Annotated in this window: 16 protein-coding genes and 1 pseudogene; 11 read left to right on the forward strand and 6 right to left on the reverse strand. The window is 67.7% G+C overall.

Annotated features, from left to right (window positions below; translation table 11 throughout):
• Both Mth01_RS23050 and Mth01_RS23055 read right to left on the reverse strand, forming a co-directional pair.
• Positions 1 to 210: hypothetical protein (locus Mth01_RS23050; RefSeq protein WP_204018016.1), on the reverse strand; the 210-nt coding region annotated here is incomplete at its 3' end.
• Positions 207 to 425: a hypothetical protein gene (locus Mth01_RS23055; RefSeq protein ID WP_204018017.1), complete on the reverse strand. Its 219-nt coding sequence runs from the start codon at positions 423 to 425 to the stop codon at positions 207 to 209. The genes Mth01_RS23055 and Mth01_RS23050, both read right to left, overlap by 4 nt.
• Positions 426 to 652: 227 nt before the next feature.
• On the opposite strand from Mth01_RS23055, the gene Mth01_RS23060 reads away from it, so the two are divergent.
• From Mth01_RS23060 to Mth01_RS29890, 3 genes are read left to right on the forward strand one after another with little or no spacing between them, the layout of a single operon-like run.
• Complete coding sequence (locus Mth01_RS23060) at positions 653 to 1,495, forward strand: helix-turn-helix domain-containing protein (RefSeq protein ID WP_204018018.1); 843 nt, start codon at positions 653 to 655, stop codon at positions 1,493 to 1,495.
• Positions 1,488 to 1,700 carry a DUF397 domain-containing protein gene (locus Mth01_RS23065; RefSeq protein WP_204018019.1) on the forward strand — a complete coding sequence of 71 codons (213 nt, stop codon included), beginning with the start codon at positions 1,488 to 1,490 and terminating at the stop codon, positions 1,698 to 1,700. Before Mth01_RS23060 ends, Mth01_RS23065 begins: the two co-directional genes overlap by 8 nt.
• A gap of 37 nt (positions 1,701 to 1,737) precedes the next feature.
• On the forward strand, positions 1,738 to 1,983 hold the full coding sequence (locus Mth01_RS29890) for a helix-turn-helix domain-containing protein (protein ID WP_239089928.1): 246 nt from the start codon (positions 1,738 to 1,740) through the stop codon (positions 1,981 to 1,983).
• Here Mth01_RS29890 and Mth01_RS23075 read toward each other — a convergent pair.
• Entirely contained in the window at positions 1,943 to 2,269 is a 327-nt protein-coding gene (locus tag Mth01_RS23075; RefSeq protein WP_204018020.1) for a helix-turn-helix domain-containing protein, read from the reverse strand. The genes Mth01_RS29890 and Mth01_RS23075 overlap by 41 nt on opposite strands.
• Positions 2,270 to 2,346: 77 nt before the next feature.
• Between Mth01_RS23075 and Mth01_RS23080 the strand changes: the two genes are divergently transcribed.
• On the forward strand, positions 2,347 to 2,511 hold the full coding sequence (locus tag Mth01_RS23080; protein WP_204018021.1) for a hypothetical protein: 165 nt from the start codon (positions 2,347 to 2,349) through the stop codon (positions 2,509 to 2,511).
• A gap of 19 nt (positions 2,512 to 2,530) precedes the next feature.
• On the opposite strand, the gene Mth01_RS23085 is transcribed toward Mth01_RS23080, so the two are convergent.
• Positions 2,531 to 3,409: a tryptophan 2,3-dioxygenase gene (locus tag Mth01_RS23085; RefSeq protein ID WP_204018022.1), complete on the reverse strand. Its 879-nt coding sequence runs from the start codon at positions 3,407 to 3,409 to the stop codon at positions 2,531 to 2,533.
• A 140-nt stretch (positions 3,410 to 3,549) separates the two neighbouring features.
• Here Mth01_RS23085 and Mth01_RS23090 point away from each other — a divergent pair, with 140 nt between their 5' ends.
• From Mth01_RS23090 to Mth01_RS23100, 3 genes are all read left to right on the forward strand, one after another.
• A complete protein-coding gene (locus Mth01_RS23090) occupies positions 3,550 to 3,996 on the forward strand; it encodes an Lrp/AsnC family transcriptional regulator (RefSeq protein WP_204018023.1) in 447 nt (148 codons plus the stop codon).
• Between the two features lie 589 nt (positions 3,997 to 4,585).
• Positions 4,586 to 5,938 carry an RNA-guided endonuclease IscB gene (gene iscB / locus Mth01_RS23095; RefSeq protein WP_204018024.1) on the forward strand — a complete coding sequence of 451 codons (1,353 nt, stop codon included), beginning with the start codon at positions 4,586 to 4,588 and terminating at the stop codon, positions 5,936 to 5,938.
• A 385-nt stretch (positions 5,939 to 6,323) separates the two neighbouring features.
• Positions 6,324 to 6,767 (forward strand): hypothetical protein, encoded by a 444-nt coding sequence (locus tag Mth01_RS23100; protein ID WP_204018025.1) that lies wholly within the window; start codon positions 6,324 to 6,326, stop codon positions 6,765 to 6,767.
• Positions 6,768 to 6,810: 43 nt separating this feature from the next.
• Here Mth01_RS23100 and Mth01_RS30460 read toward each other — a convergent pair.
• A pseudogene (locus tag Mth01_RS30460) lies at positions 6,811 to 6,912 on the reverse strand (Lsr2 family DNA-binding protein); the annotation flags it as partial.
• 317 nt (positions 6,913 to 7,229) lie between these two features.
• Between Mth01_RS30460 and Mth01_RS23110 the strand changes: the two are divergent.
• The 4 genes from Mth01_RS23110 to Mth01_RS23125 all read left to right on the forward strand — a co-directional run bounded on the left by Mth01_RS23110 (position 7,230) and on the right by Mth01_RS23125 (position 15,002).
• Positions 7,230 to 7,670, forward strand: a complete 441-nt coding sequence (locus Mth01_RS23110; RefSeq protein WP_204018026.1) for a hypothetical protein — start codon at positions 7,230 to 7,232, stop codon at positions 7,668 to 7,670.
• Between the two features lie 343 nt (positions 7,671 to 8,013).
• Positions 8,014 to 10,416: a bifunctional metallophosphatase/5'-nucleotidase gene (locus Mth01_RS23115; protein WP_204018027.1), complete on the forward strand. Its 2,403-nt coding sequence runs from the start codon at positions 8,014 to 8,016 to the stop codon at positions 10,414 to 10,416.
• 166 nt (positions 10,417 to 10,582) lie between these two features.
• Positions 10,583 to 13,423, forward strand: coding sequence for an ExeM/NucH family extracellular endonuclease (locus Mth01_RS23120; RefSeq protein WP_204018028.1), 2,841 nt, complete (start codon positions 10,583 to 10,585; stop codon positions 13,421 to 13,423).
• A gap of 241 nt (positions 13,424 to 13,664) precedes the next feature.
• Positions 13,665 to 15,002 (forward strand): ATP-binding protein, encoded by a 1,338-nt coding sequence (locus Mth01_RS23125; protein ID WP_407695972.1) that lies wholly within the window; start codon positions 13,665 to 13,667, stop codon positions 15,000 to 15,002.
• A gap of 19 nt (positions 15,003 to 15,021) precedes the next feature.
• Here Mth01_RS23125 and ligA read toward each other — a convergent pair whose 3' ends face one another.
• Positions 15,022 to 17,235 carry an NAD-dependent DNA ligase LigA gene (gene ligA, locus Mth01_RS23130; RefSeq protein ID WP_204018055.1) on the reverse strand — a complete coding sequence of 738 codons (2,214 nt, stop codon included), beginning with the start codon at positions 17,233 to 17,235 and terminating at the stop codon, positions 15,022 to 15,024.
• Between the last annotated feature and the right edge of the window lie 230 nt (positions 17,236 to 17,465).

Below are 17,465 nucleotides of genomic sequence, written 5' to 3' on the forward strand. Positions count from 1 at the left end.
ACGCTCATCAGGATGCTCGTCGATGTGAGCGTCCATGCACCACGGCGGACACGACCGCTCTGGGAACGGCTGGCCCGAAACGAGGTGATCACCGGTGTGGCCGGGCACATCACGTACGTCTCGGACGAACTCGCCGTCCTGCCCGCCACCGTTCGCATCGAGCGCGACCGCGTCGTTGCTGATCCGGGGCCTGACCTCGCTCTCGATCATTGGCTCACCGCCATCTCGGCGAGGCTCTCCTGTGCAGCGATGGCCTGACACAGCGCGCGCAGGTCGTCGCCATCCACCGTCCGGTAGGCGCCGGCCCGCTCGGCCTCCGCAGAGAACGGCCGCTCCCGGCTGGCCCACAGCCGTCCCTCATCACTCCTCATGATCCGCCACCCGGCGAACTCCACACCGGCCGCGGCGGCCGTATCGTGTGACATGGTCAGGAAGCTCCTTTTCCTGATCAGGACCCGCCCGGTCGTGGGTAGCGGCGGGCGGGTCCGCTATTTGCTTGACGCCTGGTGAGCCCGTTTCAGGCAGTTTCCTCCCTGTCCGTCACCGATAAGTCACAGCCTGTAGTGGCTCGGCTCCATAATCGCGTGTACTGTGCACGCAAGCAAGTCCTGTACACGTAGAAGTTTTACTGGCTTCCCCTCAAACTTGACCCATGCCCATGAAGAGTCCCACCGTCCGGCATCGCCGCCTGGGCCGTGAGCTGCGGCGACTCCGCGAATCATCTGGTCTGACGCCGGAAGCCGCAGCGAAGCAGCTCGGGTGGAGCCGGCCGAAGGTCAACCGGATCGAGAACGCCCGGACCAGTCCGAGCGTTGCCGATGTCGCGGATGCCTGCGATCTGTACGGCGCCGACTCCGCGACAAAGGCGGGACTGATCCAGCTCTGCCGGGACGCCAGCCAGCGCGGCTGGTGGACCGCCTACAGCGACGTGTTCGCCGGATCGTACGTGGTCCTGGAGGCAGAAGCGACGGCGATTCGCACCTGGGAGCCGCTGCTGATCCCGGGCCTGCTCCAGACCGAGGAATACACCCACACGCTCATCGGTGCTGTCCGGCCGCCCTTGGACGACATGGAGTTGAAACGCAGAGTTGACGCCCGGATGGCACGCAAGATCACGCTCCTCGGGTCGAGTGCGCCATCACTGCACGTGTTGGTGGACGAGAGTGCCCTGCGCCGCCCGGTCGCGTCGGCAGGCGTGATGAGGCGACAGCTGGACAGCCTCATCGACGCCACCGACAAGCCTCAGGTGACGATCCAAGTCGTGCCGCTAACGGTCGGTCTGCACGTCGGGCTCGATGGGGCCTTCTCCGTGCTGTCCTTCGACGAAGGCGACCCCGATGTGGGCTACATCGGCTGTCCCGGAGGTGACGTGTATGTGGAAGCCGCCGACCAGGTAAGGGGGCTTACGCTGACATTCGAGCGCCTGACCGAGATAGCCCTGCCCCCCGACGCGTCCGTGGCGCTCATCGCCACGGCGAGGAGAGATCATGACTGACGTCCCCGACCTGTCCGCCGCCGACTTCCGCAAGTCCAGCTACTCGGGTGCCACTACCGACAACTGCGTCGAGGTGGCCACGAACCTGCCGGGCCTGGTGGCCGTACGAGACAGCAAGGACCGCTCGGGTCCGGTGCTGGCCTTCACCCCCAGCGAGTGGAGTGCCTTCATCGCCGGCGTGAAGAGCGACGAGTTCGACATCTGATCGCGGAGGCTCACACAGCGGAAGAGGAGTGAGTGCCATGGCCGAGCGCAGGGCGTGGTCGGACAAGCGCGCGGAGATCATGAGTAGGCCCGGTGCCGGAGCCGTATACGAGGCTGCGCGAATCCGTTTCGAGCTCGGCAAGGCCGTACGGCGGCGCCGTGAAGAGCTCGGCCTCACCCAGGCCAAGCTCGCCGATGGCAGGAGCCTGCCCTCGTCGGCCGTCCGTTCGTCGCTCTGGAACGTCAGCCGACCACGAGACGTTCGCCGCCGAAATCAGCAATGATCTCCATTCGTCCGCCGAGGGCCCGGATGTAGGCGGCGAGGGTCCTCAGCTCGCTGGCGTCGACCTTGGCGCGTTCGATGGCAGAGACGCGCTCCTGACGCACGTTCATCCGCTCGGCGACCTCGGCCTGCGTCAGCCCCAGGCGCTTGCGCATCTCGGCCAGACGGTGGGCCCGGCTGATGTTGACGAGGTCCTGAGCTCCCGCCTCGACCTCCGCCCGGTCAGCCGAGTCAGGGAAGAAAGCCGAGAGGAAGCCCTCGCGGTCGTAACTGTGCGTGCTGTTCATGGCTCCGCCTTTTCCTTCAGGTAGGTCGCGTACCGGTCTTCGGCGAGGGGGATCGCTTGGCGGTACCAGGTCGTCCATTGCCCTGCCTTGTCGCCGGCGACAAGGAGGACTGCGTTGCGACCTGGGTCGATCTGGCCTCCGGCGGTCCCGAGGCCATCTTTGCCGATCCCGACGTCGACGCCCTCGTCGAAGTCCTGGCCGCCGTCCAGGCGACAGCCGTACCCGAGGAGAACGCCGCCTGAGACACCGGCCGAGGCCCTGTCACATGTGAGTCCTGGCGGACCACAGCTCGGGGAAGACCACCCGGGCCATGCTGCGTTCCAGCCAGGCCAGGCCGTTGGATCCGCCGCTGCCGGGCTTGGCGCCCATCGCCCGGCGCACCGTGGCGAGGTGCCGGTAGCGCCAGTCGCCGAACAACTCGGCCACCTCGGTGAGCGCCTCGCCGAGCAGCCGCAGGTGGTTGCCGGGGCCTTCGTCGCGGTAGACCTCGGTCCAGGCCTCCTCCACCGCCGGATGCGGCTCGTGCTCGGCGGCGACGTCGCGGTTCAACAGCTCGCGCGGGATGTCATGGCCGTGCCGGGCCAGCAGGGCGATGGCGTCGTCCCAGACGCTCGGCGACTCGAAGGTGCGCAACAGGTCGCGGTGGGCCTTCTCCTGACGCTTGAAAGGACGGAGCAGGGCCGGGTTCTTCAGCCCGAGCAGGAACTCCACATGCCGGTACATCGCCGACTGCAGCCCGGACGCCTCGCCGAGCTGGTCCCGGAAGCGGTTGAAGTCCGCCGGCGTCATCCAGCGCAGTCCGCGCCAGCTCGCGTTCAGGCCTTCCAGGTGCAACGCCGTACGGCGCAGCGGGGCCAGCGCGGCCCACACCTCGTCGGCACGCAGCAGTTTCTGCGCGTGACGCAGTTCGAAGGCGATGAGCTTGAAGTAAAGCTCCATCACCTGCGTGGTCATCAAGAACGACATCTCACCGGCGTCGTCGCTCATCGGCTGTTGCAAGGTGTGCAGCACGTCCGCGTGCACGTAGGCGTCGTAGGGAGTCCGCGTCTCGAAGTCCAGGGTCGGCGCCCCGCCGGTGGCCCTGGCTCTTTCGGCCCGTTCCCACGCCGTCGTCGGCCGTACGGCGGATTTCTGTCCCATGACGTCCCTCTCGTAGCTGGCCACTTCATGATGTCGTGGCACTATCGGGGAACGGAATGCCGGATGAAAGGCGATGGCTGCCTTTCGCCGTGCATTGGCGGCGATAGCATCGCCATCGCTTTGCGAACGAAAGGAACGGGATGGACGAGACGGACTGGGAACTGCTGCGCGAGGTGCAGGACAACGCCCGGCTCTCCTACAAGGAGCTCTCCCGCCGGGTCCACCTGTCCCCGCCCGCGGTCGCCGAACGCGTCCACAAGCTCGAAGAGGCGGGAGTGATCACCGGTTATCACGCGAAAGTCGACCCGATCCGGGCCGGCTGGCCGGTGTCCGCCTTCATCCGCATGTCCTGCTACGGCCCGCGTTGCGTGCTTCGCGACCCCGCGGTGGCCACCTGGCCCGGGATATTGGAGATCCACCGGGTCACCGGCGACGCGTGCAGCATCCTCAGGATCGTCGCAGTCTCCATGGCAGCCTTCGAGCAGCTGATCGACCAGCTGGCCTCCTACGGACAACCCGCCAGCACCATGATCCTCTCCAGCCCGCTGCCCGGCCACCCGCTCGCCGCTCCGGCCCCACCCGACTGAACGAGCACCCTCAGCACACCGCCGCCGGGCTGAAGGCCGAGCCCGGTCTGCCAAATCGACTCGACGCCTGGTTGGGCTGACACTGCCAGCGAAAGTACGGCCCACAAGCTGGGTGACTGGGGCGCCGTAAGGGATCACTTGACCGAAGAGACACTCTATGTAATGAATCTATTACAGACAGTGTAAGCTGTTGCTTACTGTCTCTACCGTAACCTCTTCCCCAGCAGGCGACTACATGGGTCAACGACCCCCTCCTGAAGGAGGGGGCTTGAGGTGCGGCTATGCGTCTTGAAGCCCCGCGTTGACCAGCCCTGGTCGATCACCTTGAAGGAGGTGCATTCGATTGACTACGTTTCACGTAAGTGAGCAGACCCACCGGCAGGTGCTTCCTCAGCCTGCCGCTCTGGAATCCGTAGGAGCAGACAACCCCGAGGGTGGGGACGAAACGGCTTACGGACTCCCGGTGTCGCCGGGCACTGGCGCGGAACATGGGCGAGGGGAGACCGCGGCGGACGGCACCCGTTTGCCGCGGCGTCACCCCGACCTGGCACACGCCGGGGAGGGAGCGAACCGTGAGGTTCACCCGGTCGTGTTCGTCTTGGACTCACGCGGCCAACCGCTTGATCCGTGCCACCCTGCCCGCGCCCGCAGGCTTCTGGCGTCCGGCCGGGCCGTCGTGGCTCGCCATACCCCGTTCGTCATCCGGCTACGTGACCGCGCGGCCGCCGACTCAACCGTGACCGGTGTTGAGGTGGGGGTCGACCCTGGCTCCAAGCGCACCGGCATCGCCGTGTTCACCGAGCGCGACGGATGCCGTACCGGCATGTATGGCATCCAGCTCGACCATCGCGGCGGGCAGATCCGCGACAAGCTCAGCGCACGGGCCGCCTACCGCAGGCGGCGCCGGTCGGCGAACCTGCGCTATCGCGCGCCCCGCTTCGACAAGCGCACCAAACCGCAAGGGTGGCTTGCGCCGTCGCTGCGACACCGCGTCGAGACGACCATGTCGTGGGTTGCCCGGCTGTCCCGGTGGGCTCCCGTGCGCGCCGTCCACATGGAACGGGTCGCGTTCGACACGCACGCCATGAGCGCGGGCAAGCCCCTCCAAGGCGCCGAGTACCAGCAGGGCACCCTGCACGGGTACGAGGTCCGCGAGTATCTGCTGGCCAAGTGGAACCGCACCTGCGCGTACTGTGGCGCGTCCGGTGTGCCGCTGAACATCGACCACATTCACCCGCGCTCGCGCGGTGGCTCGGACCGGGTCTCGAACCTGGCCCTGTCGTGTGTGCCGTGCAACCAGGCCAAGAACGCCACCGCCGTAGAGATTTTCCTGGCGGACCGGCCAAAGACATTGGCCAGGGTCCTCGCCCAGGCCAAGGCCCCGCTGAGAGACGCCGCCGCCGTGAACGCCACCCGGTGGGCTCTGTGGCGGGCGCTGACCGCGACCGGCCTGCCCGTAGCAGTCGGCTCGGGCGGGCGGACCAAGTGGAACAGGTCCCGCACCGGTGCGCCCAAGTCACATGCGCTGGATGCGCTGCACGTCGGCCACCTGGAACAGGTGACGGCCTGGCCGGGCAGGGTTTTGGTCGCCACCGCCACCGGGCGCGGGTCCTACGCCCGGACCCGAACCGACCGGTACGGCTTCCCCCGGCTACGGCTGCCCCGCGTCAAGGCCGTACGCGGCTTCCAGACCGGCGACCTGGTCCGGGCGAACGTTCCGACAGGCAAGAAGGCCGGGGTTCACACCGGCCGGGTCGCGGTCCGCACCACCGGAAGCTTCAACATCACCACCCGGCACGGCACCGTGCAGGGCATCGGCCACCGCCATGTCCGGCTGCTCCAGAGAGCGGACGGCTACGGCTACACCACCCGCCCCGAAGCGCGGCACCGTTCCGCGTTTCCTCCCGGCCCTGAAGGACCGGGTTTCCACGCTGGAGGGTAATTGATGACAACCTCGGCGATGAGGACTGGGTCAGCCAGTATGGAACGATCCACAAGCCGATCGAAGGTAGGCCGTTCAAGCAACGCCCATCCCGCGGCGAAGTCCCGCAAGAACTTTCCCTGCTCAAGGGCAGGCTGACACCAGACCAAGCAGCGGTGGCGGTGAACGGCCACCGCGTCCGGGGAGCGGTCCCGGGAGAAGGCGTACGCTATGCGCTGGCCGGGAAGCTACGAGCTGACGGTTTCCGGGTATGGGCCAGTCCAACGAGACGTATACCCGGGCATGTTTCCGTGGCGCTGATGGACGGCGACCGAGTATGGACTCACGATGACGTGGAGAGGTTCGACGCCTGCTTCGAGTCGACCAACTGGAAGGAAGGCATGCTGTGAGCGACCTGATCAAGCTGGGAATCGGAGAGCGTCCCTGGCTGCCTACGCCCAGCACTGAAATGGTCGAGATCTTCGACCGTTACAACATGCCTATCGCCGGATTGATCAAGCAGGATGACAGGCTCTTCGTGTTCGACTGCGTCGAGGGCCATGTAATGGAAGGCAACGTGTGGGTGTACGCCCACGTCGAGTCGGCCGAGGCACGCCGGATCCAGGACGCCCAGGGCGACGACTTCGCCCGCCTGTTCAACAAGGCCTTCACCGGCAGGCGGATCATGGCAGCTCTCGCCATCGACACCCGCATCCGGTCGGGCGCCCCCGTGGAAGATGAGGCGATCAAGCAGGTGGGCCTGCTGAAAGCGGTCTTCGACCAGATCGCAGACGGACTGGATTCAGCGAGTGAAACCAAGAACGCGATGGAGCAGTTGGTCAACTGCTGATCCAGCCTGACGCGCTTCTGGGCGACAATCGGCGTGCCGCGAGTCAGCGTTCGTGGGCGCGCTCGTAGGCGAGCAGGATCTCGGGGCGGAGCCTGCCACGATCGGGTACGGCGAAGCCGTTGTCCCTCGCCCATCGGCGAACCTCGGCCGTGGTCGGCGTCGGCCGGCCACTCGTTCGCCCCCGCCGGGTAGCAGTAGATCGCCTTCTCCCGGGGCCAGGTCCCGCCCGCGCGCAGCACCAGTCCGGCCGTCCCGAGCGGCAGCCGGATCAGGTACGGCAGGCGGGAGTCCGGGTCTGGATTGCGGACGATGACGAAGTCGAGCACACCCACATTTTCACCGATCAGGCCCTGCTCTGATGCCACCCCACCCTCTGATGAAAACTGTGCGCATTGGATTGATTACAATGCGTATACACTGCATTCGCAAACTTCGGTAACCACTCCCCAGCAGGTGACCTCGATGGGTGACGACGACCTCCGCGACGAGAAGCGAGTCAGCCGGCACGGCACGACCGACGGCCCGATCGACGGCAAAGTGGTTCGGCGGCACCGGCCCGGCGGCAGGGGGAGCAACCTGATTCAGTTGCAGATCGGAGAGCGTCCCTGGCGGCCCACACCCGGTACGGACGTAGTCGACATTTATGACCGCCACGACATGCCCACGACGGGATTGATCAAGCAAGATGACCGGCTCTACGTGTTCGACTGCGTCGACGGTCACGTGTCAAGAGTCAACTTCTGGGCGTACGCCCAGGTCGACGCGGTCGAGGTGAGCCACCTCCAGGATGCCGTGGGTGACGAGTTCAGCCGCCTGCTGAAGGAGATCTTCACCGATAGGCCGATCGTGGGGGCTCTCGCCGTCGACACCCGCATCGAGTCGAGCGCCCCCATCGACTGCTGACACCGGCACAACGCCGATCCCCAGACTCCACTGGTGGCCGTCTCGCGATGCGGTGTCACTGACGGCCTACCGCTCGCCACGCACTTCCGAGGACCTGCCGGGTATCTGGCAGTCGTGAGGTGAGCGGCCCGGAGGACCTCTTTCGCCGTGCAAGACCCGGAACGTGAACATCGGCTGGATACCGGCGGCCGACATCACCCTTCGGGCTTCCCCTTGGCAGTCTTTGTGCTTCCCCCTGGCAGTGCTTGACCATATGTTGCCTTTGTTAGTTCTTGTCCGAACGCACGGGAGGCACCGTATGCGCCTGCGAAGGCGTCTGGCGCCGTTGGTAGCAACGGCCACGATGGCCGCGATAGCAGGGATCGGCCTGGTCGGCGCGCCGGCGGCGTACGCCTATGACGCCGATGACACTGTCGAGATCGACATCCTCGGGATCAACGACTTCCATGGCCGGCTGGAGGCGAACGGCCAGGAAGCAGGAGCCGCGGCGCTGGCGACCGCGGTCCGGGATATGAGGGCGCAGAACCCCAACACCATCTTCGCCGCGGCGGGGGACCTGATCGGCGCCTCGACGTTCACCTCGTTCATCCAGCAGGACAACCCGACCATCGACGCGCTCAACGCGGCCGGCCTCGAGGTCAGCGCGGTCGGCAACCACGAGTTCGATCGGGGCTACGACGACCTGGTGAACCGGGTCATCCCGCGGGCCACGTGGGAATACATCGGTGCGAATGTCAGGGTCAAGAAGGAGCTCCAGGACAGGTACAAGCAGCTCACCGAGTCCTGGGTCAAGGAGGTCGACGGGGTCAAGGTCGGCTTTGTCGGCGCGGTGACCGAGCACCTCAGCGAGCTCGTCACCCCCGCCGGCATCTCCATGCTCGACATCCTGGACATTCCGCGCACGGTCAACGAGGTCGCCGACGAGTTGAAGGCCAAGCAGGGGGCCGACATCGTCGTGCTGCTCGTGCACGAGGGCGCCGCCAGCACGCGGTACGAGTCGGCGGTCGACCCGGCGAGCGACTTCGGCAAGATCGTGAACGGAGTCGACAAGAACTTCGACGCGGTCATCTCCGGCCACACCCACCTGTCCTACGACCATAAAGTCCCGGTCAAGGAGTGGCAGGACGAGAAGCGTCCGGTGACCGTACGCCCGGTCGTGTCGGCGGGCCAGTACGGGTACAACCTAAGCAAGATCACGTTCACCTATGACCGGACCAAGAAGCAAGCGGTCAACGTCGACTCGAAGATCGTTCCCCTGACCGAGCGGCAGGCGGACGGCACGTGGAAGCCCCTCTACCGCCCGGACCCGGCGGCGAAGGCGATCGTGGACGGTGCAGTCGAGGTGGCCAAGAGGGAGGGCGCGCGCAAGCTCGGTGAGATCACCGCGGACTTCAACCGGGCCCGGCAGTCCAACGGCACCACCGAGAACCGCGGCGGTGAATCGCCCCTGGGCAGCCTCGTCGCCGACGCGCAACTCGCGGGTGCTCGCACCACCGACCCGTCCACCGAGATCGCTTTCATGAACCCGGGCGGGCTCCGTACGGACATGAAGTACCGGGCCCAGGGCAAGCAGGACGGCACCGTCACCTACAAGGAGGCGGCCGAGGTCCAGCCGTTCGCCAACACCCTGGTCACGATGACTCTGACCGGTAAGCAGATCGTCCAGGTGCTCGAGGAGCAGTGGCAGCCCGAGGGGGCCAGCCGGCCGTTCCTCAAGCTCGGCGTGTCCAAGGGGCTCTTCTACACCTACGACCCGACCGCACCCAAGGGCCGGCACATCACCTCGGTCTCCCTCGGCGGAAAGCCGCTGGACCCGGCCAAGTCCTACCGCGTGGTCGTGAACTCGTTCCTCGCCTCGGGCGGGGACAACTTCAGCACCCTGAACGAAGGGGCGGACAAGCGGGACACCGGCCAGGTCGACCTGCAGTCCATGGTCACCTACCTGGGCGAGAACTCGCCCGTTGCCCCGGATTACGCGCAGCGCGCGATCGGCGTGCGGTTCGACGCGCCGCAGGGCGGCTTCAAGACCGGTGACCCGGTGACGGTCAACCTGTCGTCGCTGCTGTTCACCACCGGCGAGCCGAAGGACGAGAAGGTCACGGCCACGTTCGCCGGCCAGAAGGTCGGCACTTTCGCGGTCGACGCCACCGCCGGCGCGAGCACCGACAGCACCGACGAGGTCGGCCGTGCGACCGTCGAGTTCGCGGTGCCCGCTGCCCCGGCGCGCGGAGGCGCGACGAGCGCGGACCTCGTCATCACCGGTGAGACGACCGGCACGGCGGTCACCGTGGCGATCCCGCTGGCCGCTGACACCGGGCCCGCGTGCACGACCACGATCACCGGCCGCCACGCCGGTCCCCTCAAGGTGAGCTCCGGCGTCACCTGCCTGAACGGAGCAGCGGTCTCCGGGCCGGTCACGGTGCGGAAGGGCGCGAGCCTCCACGCGACCGGCGCCGTGGTCAGCGGGCCGATCAGCGCCTCGAAGGCCGCCGGTGTCTCGCTGAACCAGACCACTGTCGGTGGTCCGGTGACGGTCAACGGCGCCACCGACAAGCTCACCATCCTGGACTCCAAGGTGAGCGGTCCGGTCAGCCTGACCAACAACCGGGTGGCCGACGCACCGGTCGTGTCCGGCAACCGGATCAGCGGGCCGTTGAGCTGCAGCGGAAACTCCCCGGCGCCGACGAACAACGGCAAGGTCAACACCGTGTCCGGTCCCAGGAGCGGACAGTGCAAGGGGCTGTGACCCGCTGATGCGGTAGTCCAAGCCGGATCAGGGGCGGTGGCGTGGACGACGATCTGCGCCACCGCCCTTCGCTTACTCACAAGCACCGCGCGCTCGTGGCACCGCACACTCACGGCGCCACGCTCTCGGGGGTCTTCAACACCACCAACGAGAAGAGAGGGACAGGATGCGTTCAAGCCGGCGCATTCCGCCATTCGCCGCCACCGCGGTGGCCGTGGCGATGACCGGTCTGGGGGTGGTCACCGTGCCCGCGGTGGCGGCCGCGGAGTTCACCCCCTTCATCAGCGAGATCCACTACGACAACGTCGGCGCTGACGAAGGCGAGGCGGTGGAGATCGAGGCACCGGCCGGATTCGATCTCACCGGCTGGAAGATCCTTCGTTACAACGGCAACGTGTCCGACGCGGCCGTCGTCTACACGTCGCCGGGCACGATCAACGGTACGAGCGAGAACCTGTCCGGCACAGTACCGGCCGCCGGGGTGGTGGTCGTCGAGTACGCCCAGAACGGCCTGCAGAACGGGCCGCGGGACGGCATCGCTCTGGTCGGTCCGGACGGGCAGGCCGCCGAACTCATCTCCTACGACGGCGTGTTCGCCACGTCGAATGGTCCGGCCGCGGGGAAGACCTCGGCCGACATCGGCGTCAAGGAGCCCAGCAGCACGCCGATCGGCCACTCGCTGCAGAAGGTCGACGGGAGGTGGACCGGTCCGCTCCCGAACACCTTCGGGGTCCGCAACGGCTCCGGCGGCGGCGATCCGGACCCGACCCCGACCCCGGATCCGGACCCGACCCCGGACCCCGGCCAGGTGCCGATCGCGAAGATCCAGGGCACCGGCGCTTCGACGCCGTACGAGGGCCAGACCGTCACCACGTCCGGAGTCGTGACCGCGACCTATCCGACCGGCGGATTCAACGGCTACTACATCCAGACCCCGGGCACGGGCGGGGACTCGGACATGAGCGAGCGCACCGCCTCGGACGCGATCTTCGTGTTCTCGTCCGCGGCGCTCCCGCGGATCGGCGACCACGTCCAGGTCACCGGCAAGGTCAGCGAATATTTCGGGCTCACCGAGATCACGGTCCCGGCGTCCGGCCTGACGATCCTCGACAAGCCGGCCGAGGCGGTCAAGCCCGTGCAGTTCGTCCTGCCACGTGATGAGGCCACCCGGGAGAAGTTCGAGGGCATGCTCGTCCAGCCCACCGGGGCGTACACGGTCTCCGACACGTACAACCTCGGCGGGTGGGGCAACAACGCGTTCGGGTCGATCACCCTCGCGGCCGGGGACACGCCGCTGCGCCAGCCCACGGACGCCGCCCGCCCGGGAGCCGAGGCCGACGCCGTGGCGGCGGACAACCAGGCCCGCCGGGTGGTGCTCGACGACGGCCAGTCGGCTCGCACGCCCAGCAGCGGACAGGTTCCGTACCTCACCAAGACCACCCCGGTGCGCACCGGAGCGTCGGTCGCCTTCTCCGCACCGGTGATCTTCGACTATCGCAACGACGAGTGGAAGTTCCAGCCGACCGGGCCGCTGCCCGGCGGGGCTTCGGACGCGGTGACGTTCCAGGACACCCGCACCAAGGCGCCCGAGCCGGTCGGCGGTGACGTACGGCTCGCCACGTTCAACGTGCTGAACTACTTCACCACGCTCGGGGTGGATCTGCCGGGCTGCAAGGCCTACACCGATCGCGCCGGCAACCCGATCTCGGTCAGCGGCGGCTGCGACGCCCGCGGTGCGTGGGACAGATCGAACCTCGAGCGGCAGCAGGGCAAGATCGTCAGTGCGATCAACAGCCTCGACGCCGACGTGGTGGCGTTGGAGGAGGTCGAGAACTCCGCCAAGTTCAACAAGGACCGCGACGACGCGCTGGCCAAGCTGGTCGACGCGCTCAACGCCGTCGCCGGCCCCGGCACCTGGGACTATGCGAGGTCGCCGGAGAAGCAGCCGGACCTTCAGGACCAGGACGTCATCCGCAACGCCTTCATCTACCGCCCGGCGGCGGTCACGCCGGTGGGGTCCTCGACGATCCTCACCGACTCCCCCGCCTTCCACAACGCCCGCGAGCCGCTCGCCCAGGAGTTCGCCGCGGTCAACGGGGGCAAGCGGTTCCTCGCCATCACCAACCACTTCAAGTCCAAGGGGTGCGGCGGCACGACCGATCCGGGCGACGGGCAGGGCTGCTGGACCCCGGACCGGGTGAAGCAGGCGCAGGCACTGGCCGGCTTCGCCGATGCTCTGGTCGAGAAGACCGGGACACGGGCGGTGTTCCTGTTCGGTGACTTCAACGCCTACACCCAGGAGGACCCGATGCAGGTCCTCTACACCGCGGGCTACACCGACCTGAACGCGGAGTTCGCCAAGAAGCACACGTACGTCTTCGACGAGACGGTGGGCTCGCTCGACCACGTCCTCGGCAACGCCGCGGCGCTCACGTCCGTGCGCGGCGTGGACGTGTGGAACATCAACTCGGTCGAATCGGTGCTGACCGAGTATTCGCGGCACAACTACTTCGCCGGCGACCTGTTCGAGCCGGCCACGCCGTACCGCTCCAGCGACCACGACCCGATCCTCGTCGGCGTGCAGAGCCTGCCGGCCTGCACCAAGACCATCGCCGGGAAGCACAGCGGTCCGTTGACGGTCAGCTCGGGGATCACCTGCCTGGACGGTGCGACGGTGTCGGGTGGGGTGACGGTACGGCCGGGGGCCGGCCTGTTCACGACCGGGTCGCGGATCAGCGGGCCGATCACCGCTTCGCGGGCCGGGCAGGTGGCGCTGCTGCGGACGACGATCAGCGGGCCGGTGACGATCAGCGGATCCGGTGAGGTGACGCTGGACGGGCTGACCATCAGCGGTCCGGTGCGCCTGAACGACAACCGGGCGCCGATTGTCGCGGGCAACCGGATCAGCGGGCCGCTGTCGTGCACCGGGAACTCGCCCGCGCCGATCAACAACGATCGGCCGAACACGGTGTCCGGTCCCAAGACCGGCCAGTGCTCGGGGCTGTGAGCCGCTGACCTGCACCGCGCGCCGGGCCTCTCGTTCACCTCGTGAGGGGTGGCCGAGAGGTCCGGCACCGCCCGCCGGCGGCGCCGAACAATGTAAGATCGCATCTACGTTAGATTGATTCTACGTAAGAGCGAGGCGACCAATGGAGTTCAGGGGCAGGGCCGCAGATCTTGAGCTACTGCGCGGGCAACTGCGGCAGGTGACGGAGGGAGGAGGCGGCACTCGCGGGCGAGCTGTGATCATGACGGGCCGGCGTCGGGTGGGAAAGTCACGGCTGGTTCAGGAATTCTGTGACCGCACTCGTCTACCGTACGTGGTCTTTCAGGCCACCAGGGGGCGCAATCCTGTGGCTGAGCGCGCTGACTTCATCGGCATGCTCGGGGAGTCCGCATTGCCGGGGGCCGAGTTGGTCGCCGGGGTGCAGCCGGGGGACTGGAACCAGGCGCTGCGTACCCTGGCCTTGGCTGTGCCCGACGACGCGCCCAGCATCGCGGTCATTGACGAGGTTCCGTGGCTGGTGGAGCAGGATCGCGAGTTCGAAGGGGCGCTGCAGACGGTCTGGGACCGGCACCTGTCTGCCAAGCCGGTGCTGCTCATCCTGGTCGGCAGTGACCTGTCGGTGATGGAGGCGTTGCAGTCCTACGGCCGTCCCTTCTTCGGACGTGCTGCGAAGATGACCGTCCGGCCGCTCCATCCTGCGGATGTGGCCGTCATGACCGGCCTGGATGCCGCCGACGCCATCGATGCCTTTCTGATCACCGGCGGTTTCCCCGAGGTGGTCAAGGCGTGGCAGCCAGGTATGGACCGCGTCGGCTACTTGCGGGCGTCTCTGGCGGATCCTCTGTCCGCGCTGCTGATGGCCGGCGAACTGTCGTTGCTGGGCGAGTTTCCCGAAACCTCCCACTCTCGCGCGATCCTGTCGGCGGTAGGTAGCGGGGAGCGCACGTTCACGGCCATCGCCACCGAGGCGGGCGGCGCCACTCCCCTGGCCTCGGGCACTCTCTCCCCGCTCCTGTCCACCCTTGTGGACAAGCGGGTGGTGGCCATCGAAAGTCCGCTGTCGACCAAGCCGGATACCAAGAACAAGCGCTACCGCATCACCGATCCTTACCTGCGGTTCTGGCTCGCTTTCCTGGACCGCGGTATTCCGCTGGTCGAGCGCGGCCGGGGCGAACTCGTCCTGGCGTCCATCGAACGCTCCTGGACCTCTTGGCGTGGCCGCGCGGTCGAGCCCGTCATCCGTGAGGCTCTACTGCGGCTGTTGCCCGACGACCGATGGCCCGAGACCGGGGCCATCGGAGGATGGTGGAACCGTCAGAACAACCCCGAGATCGACCTCGTCGGCGCAGACCGCGACCCCGTCGCGCGGTATGTCCACTTCCTCGGCTCGATCAAGTGGCTGGAGAACGCGCCCTTCGGTCGGCATGAGTACGAAAGCCTGGTGCGCGACATGCTCGCCGTCCCGGGCACCGATCCCAAGACTCCACTGGTGGCCGTTTCACGGTGCGGTGTCACTGACGGCCTACCGCTCGCTGCGTGCTGGGGCCCTGCAGACCTGTTGGGTGCCTGGCAGTCGTGACGTGAGCGGACCGGAGGACCTAGGCCTCCTCCTCGGGGGTGACGGCGAGGGGGCGGGCGGCGTCGGGGCCCTTCTCCAGGAGGACGTGGAAGCCTTCCTCGTTGAGGATGGGCACGCCGAGCTTGACGGCCTTGTCGTACTTGGATCCGGGGTTGTCCCCGACCACCACGAAACCGGTCTTCTTCGACACCGACGAGGTGACCTTGCCGCCTCGGCCGGTGATGGCCTCGCTCGCCTCGTCGCGGCTGAAGTCGGTCAATGTGCCGGTGACGACGAACGTCAGGCCCTCCAGCGTCCGCACCTCCAGCCCCGCCGGGGCCTCGTCGGCCATCCGAACGCCGGCGGCCCGCCACCTGTCGACGATCTCGCGGTGCCAGTCGACCTCGAACCACTCGCGGATGGTGGCCGCGACGCGGGGGCCGATGTCCTCGACCGCCGCCAGTTCCTCCTCTGAGGCCGCCGCGATCGCGTCGAGCGAGCGGAACTCCTCGGCCAGCGCCCGTGCCGTCGGCGGGCCGATGTGCCGGATGCTCAGCGCGACCAGCACCCGCCACAGCGGCTGCGTCTTGGCCTTCTCCAACTGCTCCAGCATCTTCTCGGCGTTCTTGCTGGGATCGCCCGACTTGTTGGCGAAGAATGTCACCTCCTTCGGTTCGCCGGTCTTGGGGTCGGTCTTGGGCAGGCCGGTGTCCGGGTCGCGGACGACCGACCGGATCGGCAGCAGGCGGTCCATCGTGAGGTCGAACAGGTCGGCCTCGGTGCGCACCGGCGGCTCCTGCGGCGGGAGCGGCTGGGTCAGCGCGGTGGCCGCGACATAACCCAGCCCCTCGATGTCGAACGCGTTGCGCCCGGCCGCGAAGAAGATCCGCTCACGGAGCTGGGCCGGGCAGGCGCGGGTGTTCGGGCAGCGCAGGTCGGCATCGCCCTCCCGCTCGTAGGCCAGCTCGGTGCCGCACTCGGGGCAGTGGGTCGGCATCACGAACTCCCGCTCGGTGCCGTCCCGCAGGTCGGCCACCGGTCCGACGATCTCGGGGATGACGTCGCCGGCCTTGCGCAGCACCACCGTGTCGCCGATGAGCACGCCCTTGCGCTCGACCTCGAAGGCGTTGTGCAGGGTGGCCCGCTCCACCGTCGACCCGGAGACCACGATCGGCGTCATCACCCCGTACGGCGTGACGCGACCGGTGCGGCCGACCCCGACCTGGATGTCGAGCAGCTTGGTGGTGACCTCTTCGGGCGGGTATTTGAACGCGACCGCCCAGCGGGGCGCGCGGCTGGTCGAGCCGAGCTGCCGCTGCACGGCGATCCGGTTCACCTTCACCACGACGCCGTCGATCTCGTACTCCGGATCGTGGCGGTGCCCGTTGTAGTAGCCGATGTACTCGCGGACCTCGTCCAAGGTCTCGACGATCCGGAATCGGTCGCTGACCGGGAGGCCCCAGGAGGCGAGCCGCTCATACATCTCCGACTGGGACTTGGGCGGCTCGGCGCCCTCCCATTTGCCGACGCCGTGGACGATCAACCGGAGCGGCCGCTGTGCGGTGACCCGCGGGTCCTTCTGCCGCAGCGACCCGGCGGCCGAGTTACGCGGGTTGGCGAACGGCGGCCGGCCCGCGTCCATGAGCTGCTCGTTGAGCCGCTTGAAGCCCTCCACCGGGAGGAAGACCTCGCCGCGCACCTCCACGAGATCGGGCACGTCGTCCCCGACCAGCCGGTCAGGTACGTCACGCAGCGTGCGGACGTTGGGCGTGATGTCGTCCCCGGTACGCCCGTCTCCACGGGTGGCGCCCCGGATCAGGCGGCCCTTCTCGTAGACGAGCGCCACCGCCAGGCCGTCGATCTTCAACTCACACAGGTACGGCCCCGGGTCGGCCTCGATCAGACGCCGGGCCCGCGCCTCCCACCCGGCCAGCTCCTCGTCGTCGAACGCGTTGTCGAGGCTCTCCATCCGCTGCAGGTGGGCGACGGGGGCGAACTCGGTGGAGATCGGTGCGCCCACCTTCTGCGTGGGCGAGTCGGGTGTCCGCAGGTCGGGGTGCTCCTCCTCCAGCACCCGGATCTCGCGCATCCACGTGTCGTACTCGGCGTCGCTGACAGTCGGCGAATCCAGCACGTAGTAACGCCAGTTGGCGTCCTCGATCAACTCGGCGAGCTCGGCGTGCCGCTCCCGCGCCGCGGCCGGCGCGGCCTCAACCGACACACCGAACACATCGGACACATCCTCGACCGGCATGCCCTCGGCCTCGTTCACCTGCTCGGTCACGCCCGTCTCCCCTCGTCGGCCGCCCTGGTGGACGGCCTGGTGAATGGCCTGGTCGATGGCCTGGCGGATGGCACAGAGAAACGGTATCTCCGCCGACTGACATTCGACGCCGCGACCACGACGAACAGCGCCAGGACAACCAGGGACCACGACGAACAGGGACCAGGACGAACAGCGACCACGACATACAGGCGGCAGCG

The sequence above is a fragment of the Sphaerimonospora thailandensis genome, assembly GCF_016863115.1.
Taxonomy (GTDB): Bacteria; Actinomycetota; Actinomycetes; order Streptosporangiales; family Streptosporangiaceae; genus Sphaerimonospora; species Sphaerimonospora cavernae.

Excerpts from the sequence above, each read along its gene's own strand:
- Mth01_RS23055 (WP_204018017.1), bottom strand. The coding sequence starts at position 425 with ATGTCACACGATACGGCCGCCGCGGCCGGTGTGGAGTTCGCCGGGTGG.
- Mth01_RS23060 (WP_204018018.1), top strand. The coding sequence starts at position 653 with ATGCCCATGAAGAGTCCCACCGTCCGGCATCGCCGCCTGGGCCGTGAG.
- Mth01_RS23065 (WP_204018019.1), top strand. The coding sequence starts at position 1,488 with ATGACTGACGTCCCCGACCTGTCCGCCGCCGACTTCCGCAAGTCCAGC.
- Mth01_RS29890 (WP_239089928.1), top strand. The coding sequence starts at position 1,738 with ATGGCCGAGCGCAGGGCGTGGTCGGACAAGCGCGCGGAGATCATGAGT.
- Mth01_RS23075 (WP_204018020.1), bottom strand. The coding sequence starts at position 2,269 with ATGAACAGCACGCACAGTTACGACCGCGAGGGCTTCCTCTCGGCTTTC.
- Mth01_RS23085 (WP_204018022.1), bottom strand. The coding sequence starts at position 3,409 with ATGGGACAGAAATCCGCCGTACGGCCGACGACGGCGTGGGAACGGGCC.
- Mth01_RS23090 (WP_204018023.1), top strand. The coding sequence starts at position 3,550 with ATGGACGAGACGGACTGGGAACTGCTGCGCGAGGTGCAGGACAACGCC.
- Mth01_RS23110 (WP_204018026.1), top strand. The coding sequence starts at position 7,230 with ATGGGTGACGACGACCTCCGCGACGAGAAGCGAGTCAGCCGGCACGGC.
- Mth01_RS23115 (WP_204018027.1), top strand. The coding sequence starts at position 8,014 with ATGGCCGCGATAGCAGGGATCGGCCTGGTCGGCGCGCCGGCGGCGTAC.
- Mth01_RS23120 (WP_204018028.1), top strand. The coding sequence starts at position 10,583 with ATGCGTTCAAGCCGGCGCATTCCGCCATTCGCCGCCACCGCGGTGGCC.
- Mth01_RS23125 (WP_407695972.1), top strand. The coding sequence starts at position 13,665 with ATGACGGGCCGGCGTCGGGTGGGAAAGTCACGGCTGGTTCAGGAATTC.
- ligA (WP_204018055.1), bottom strand. The coding sequence starts at position 17,235 with ATGCCGGTCGAGGATGTGTCCGATGTGTTCGGTGTGTCGGTTGAGGCC.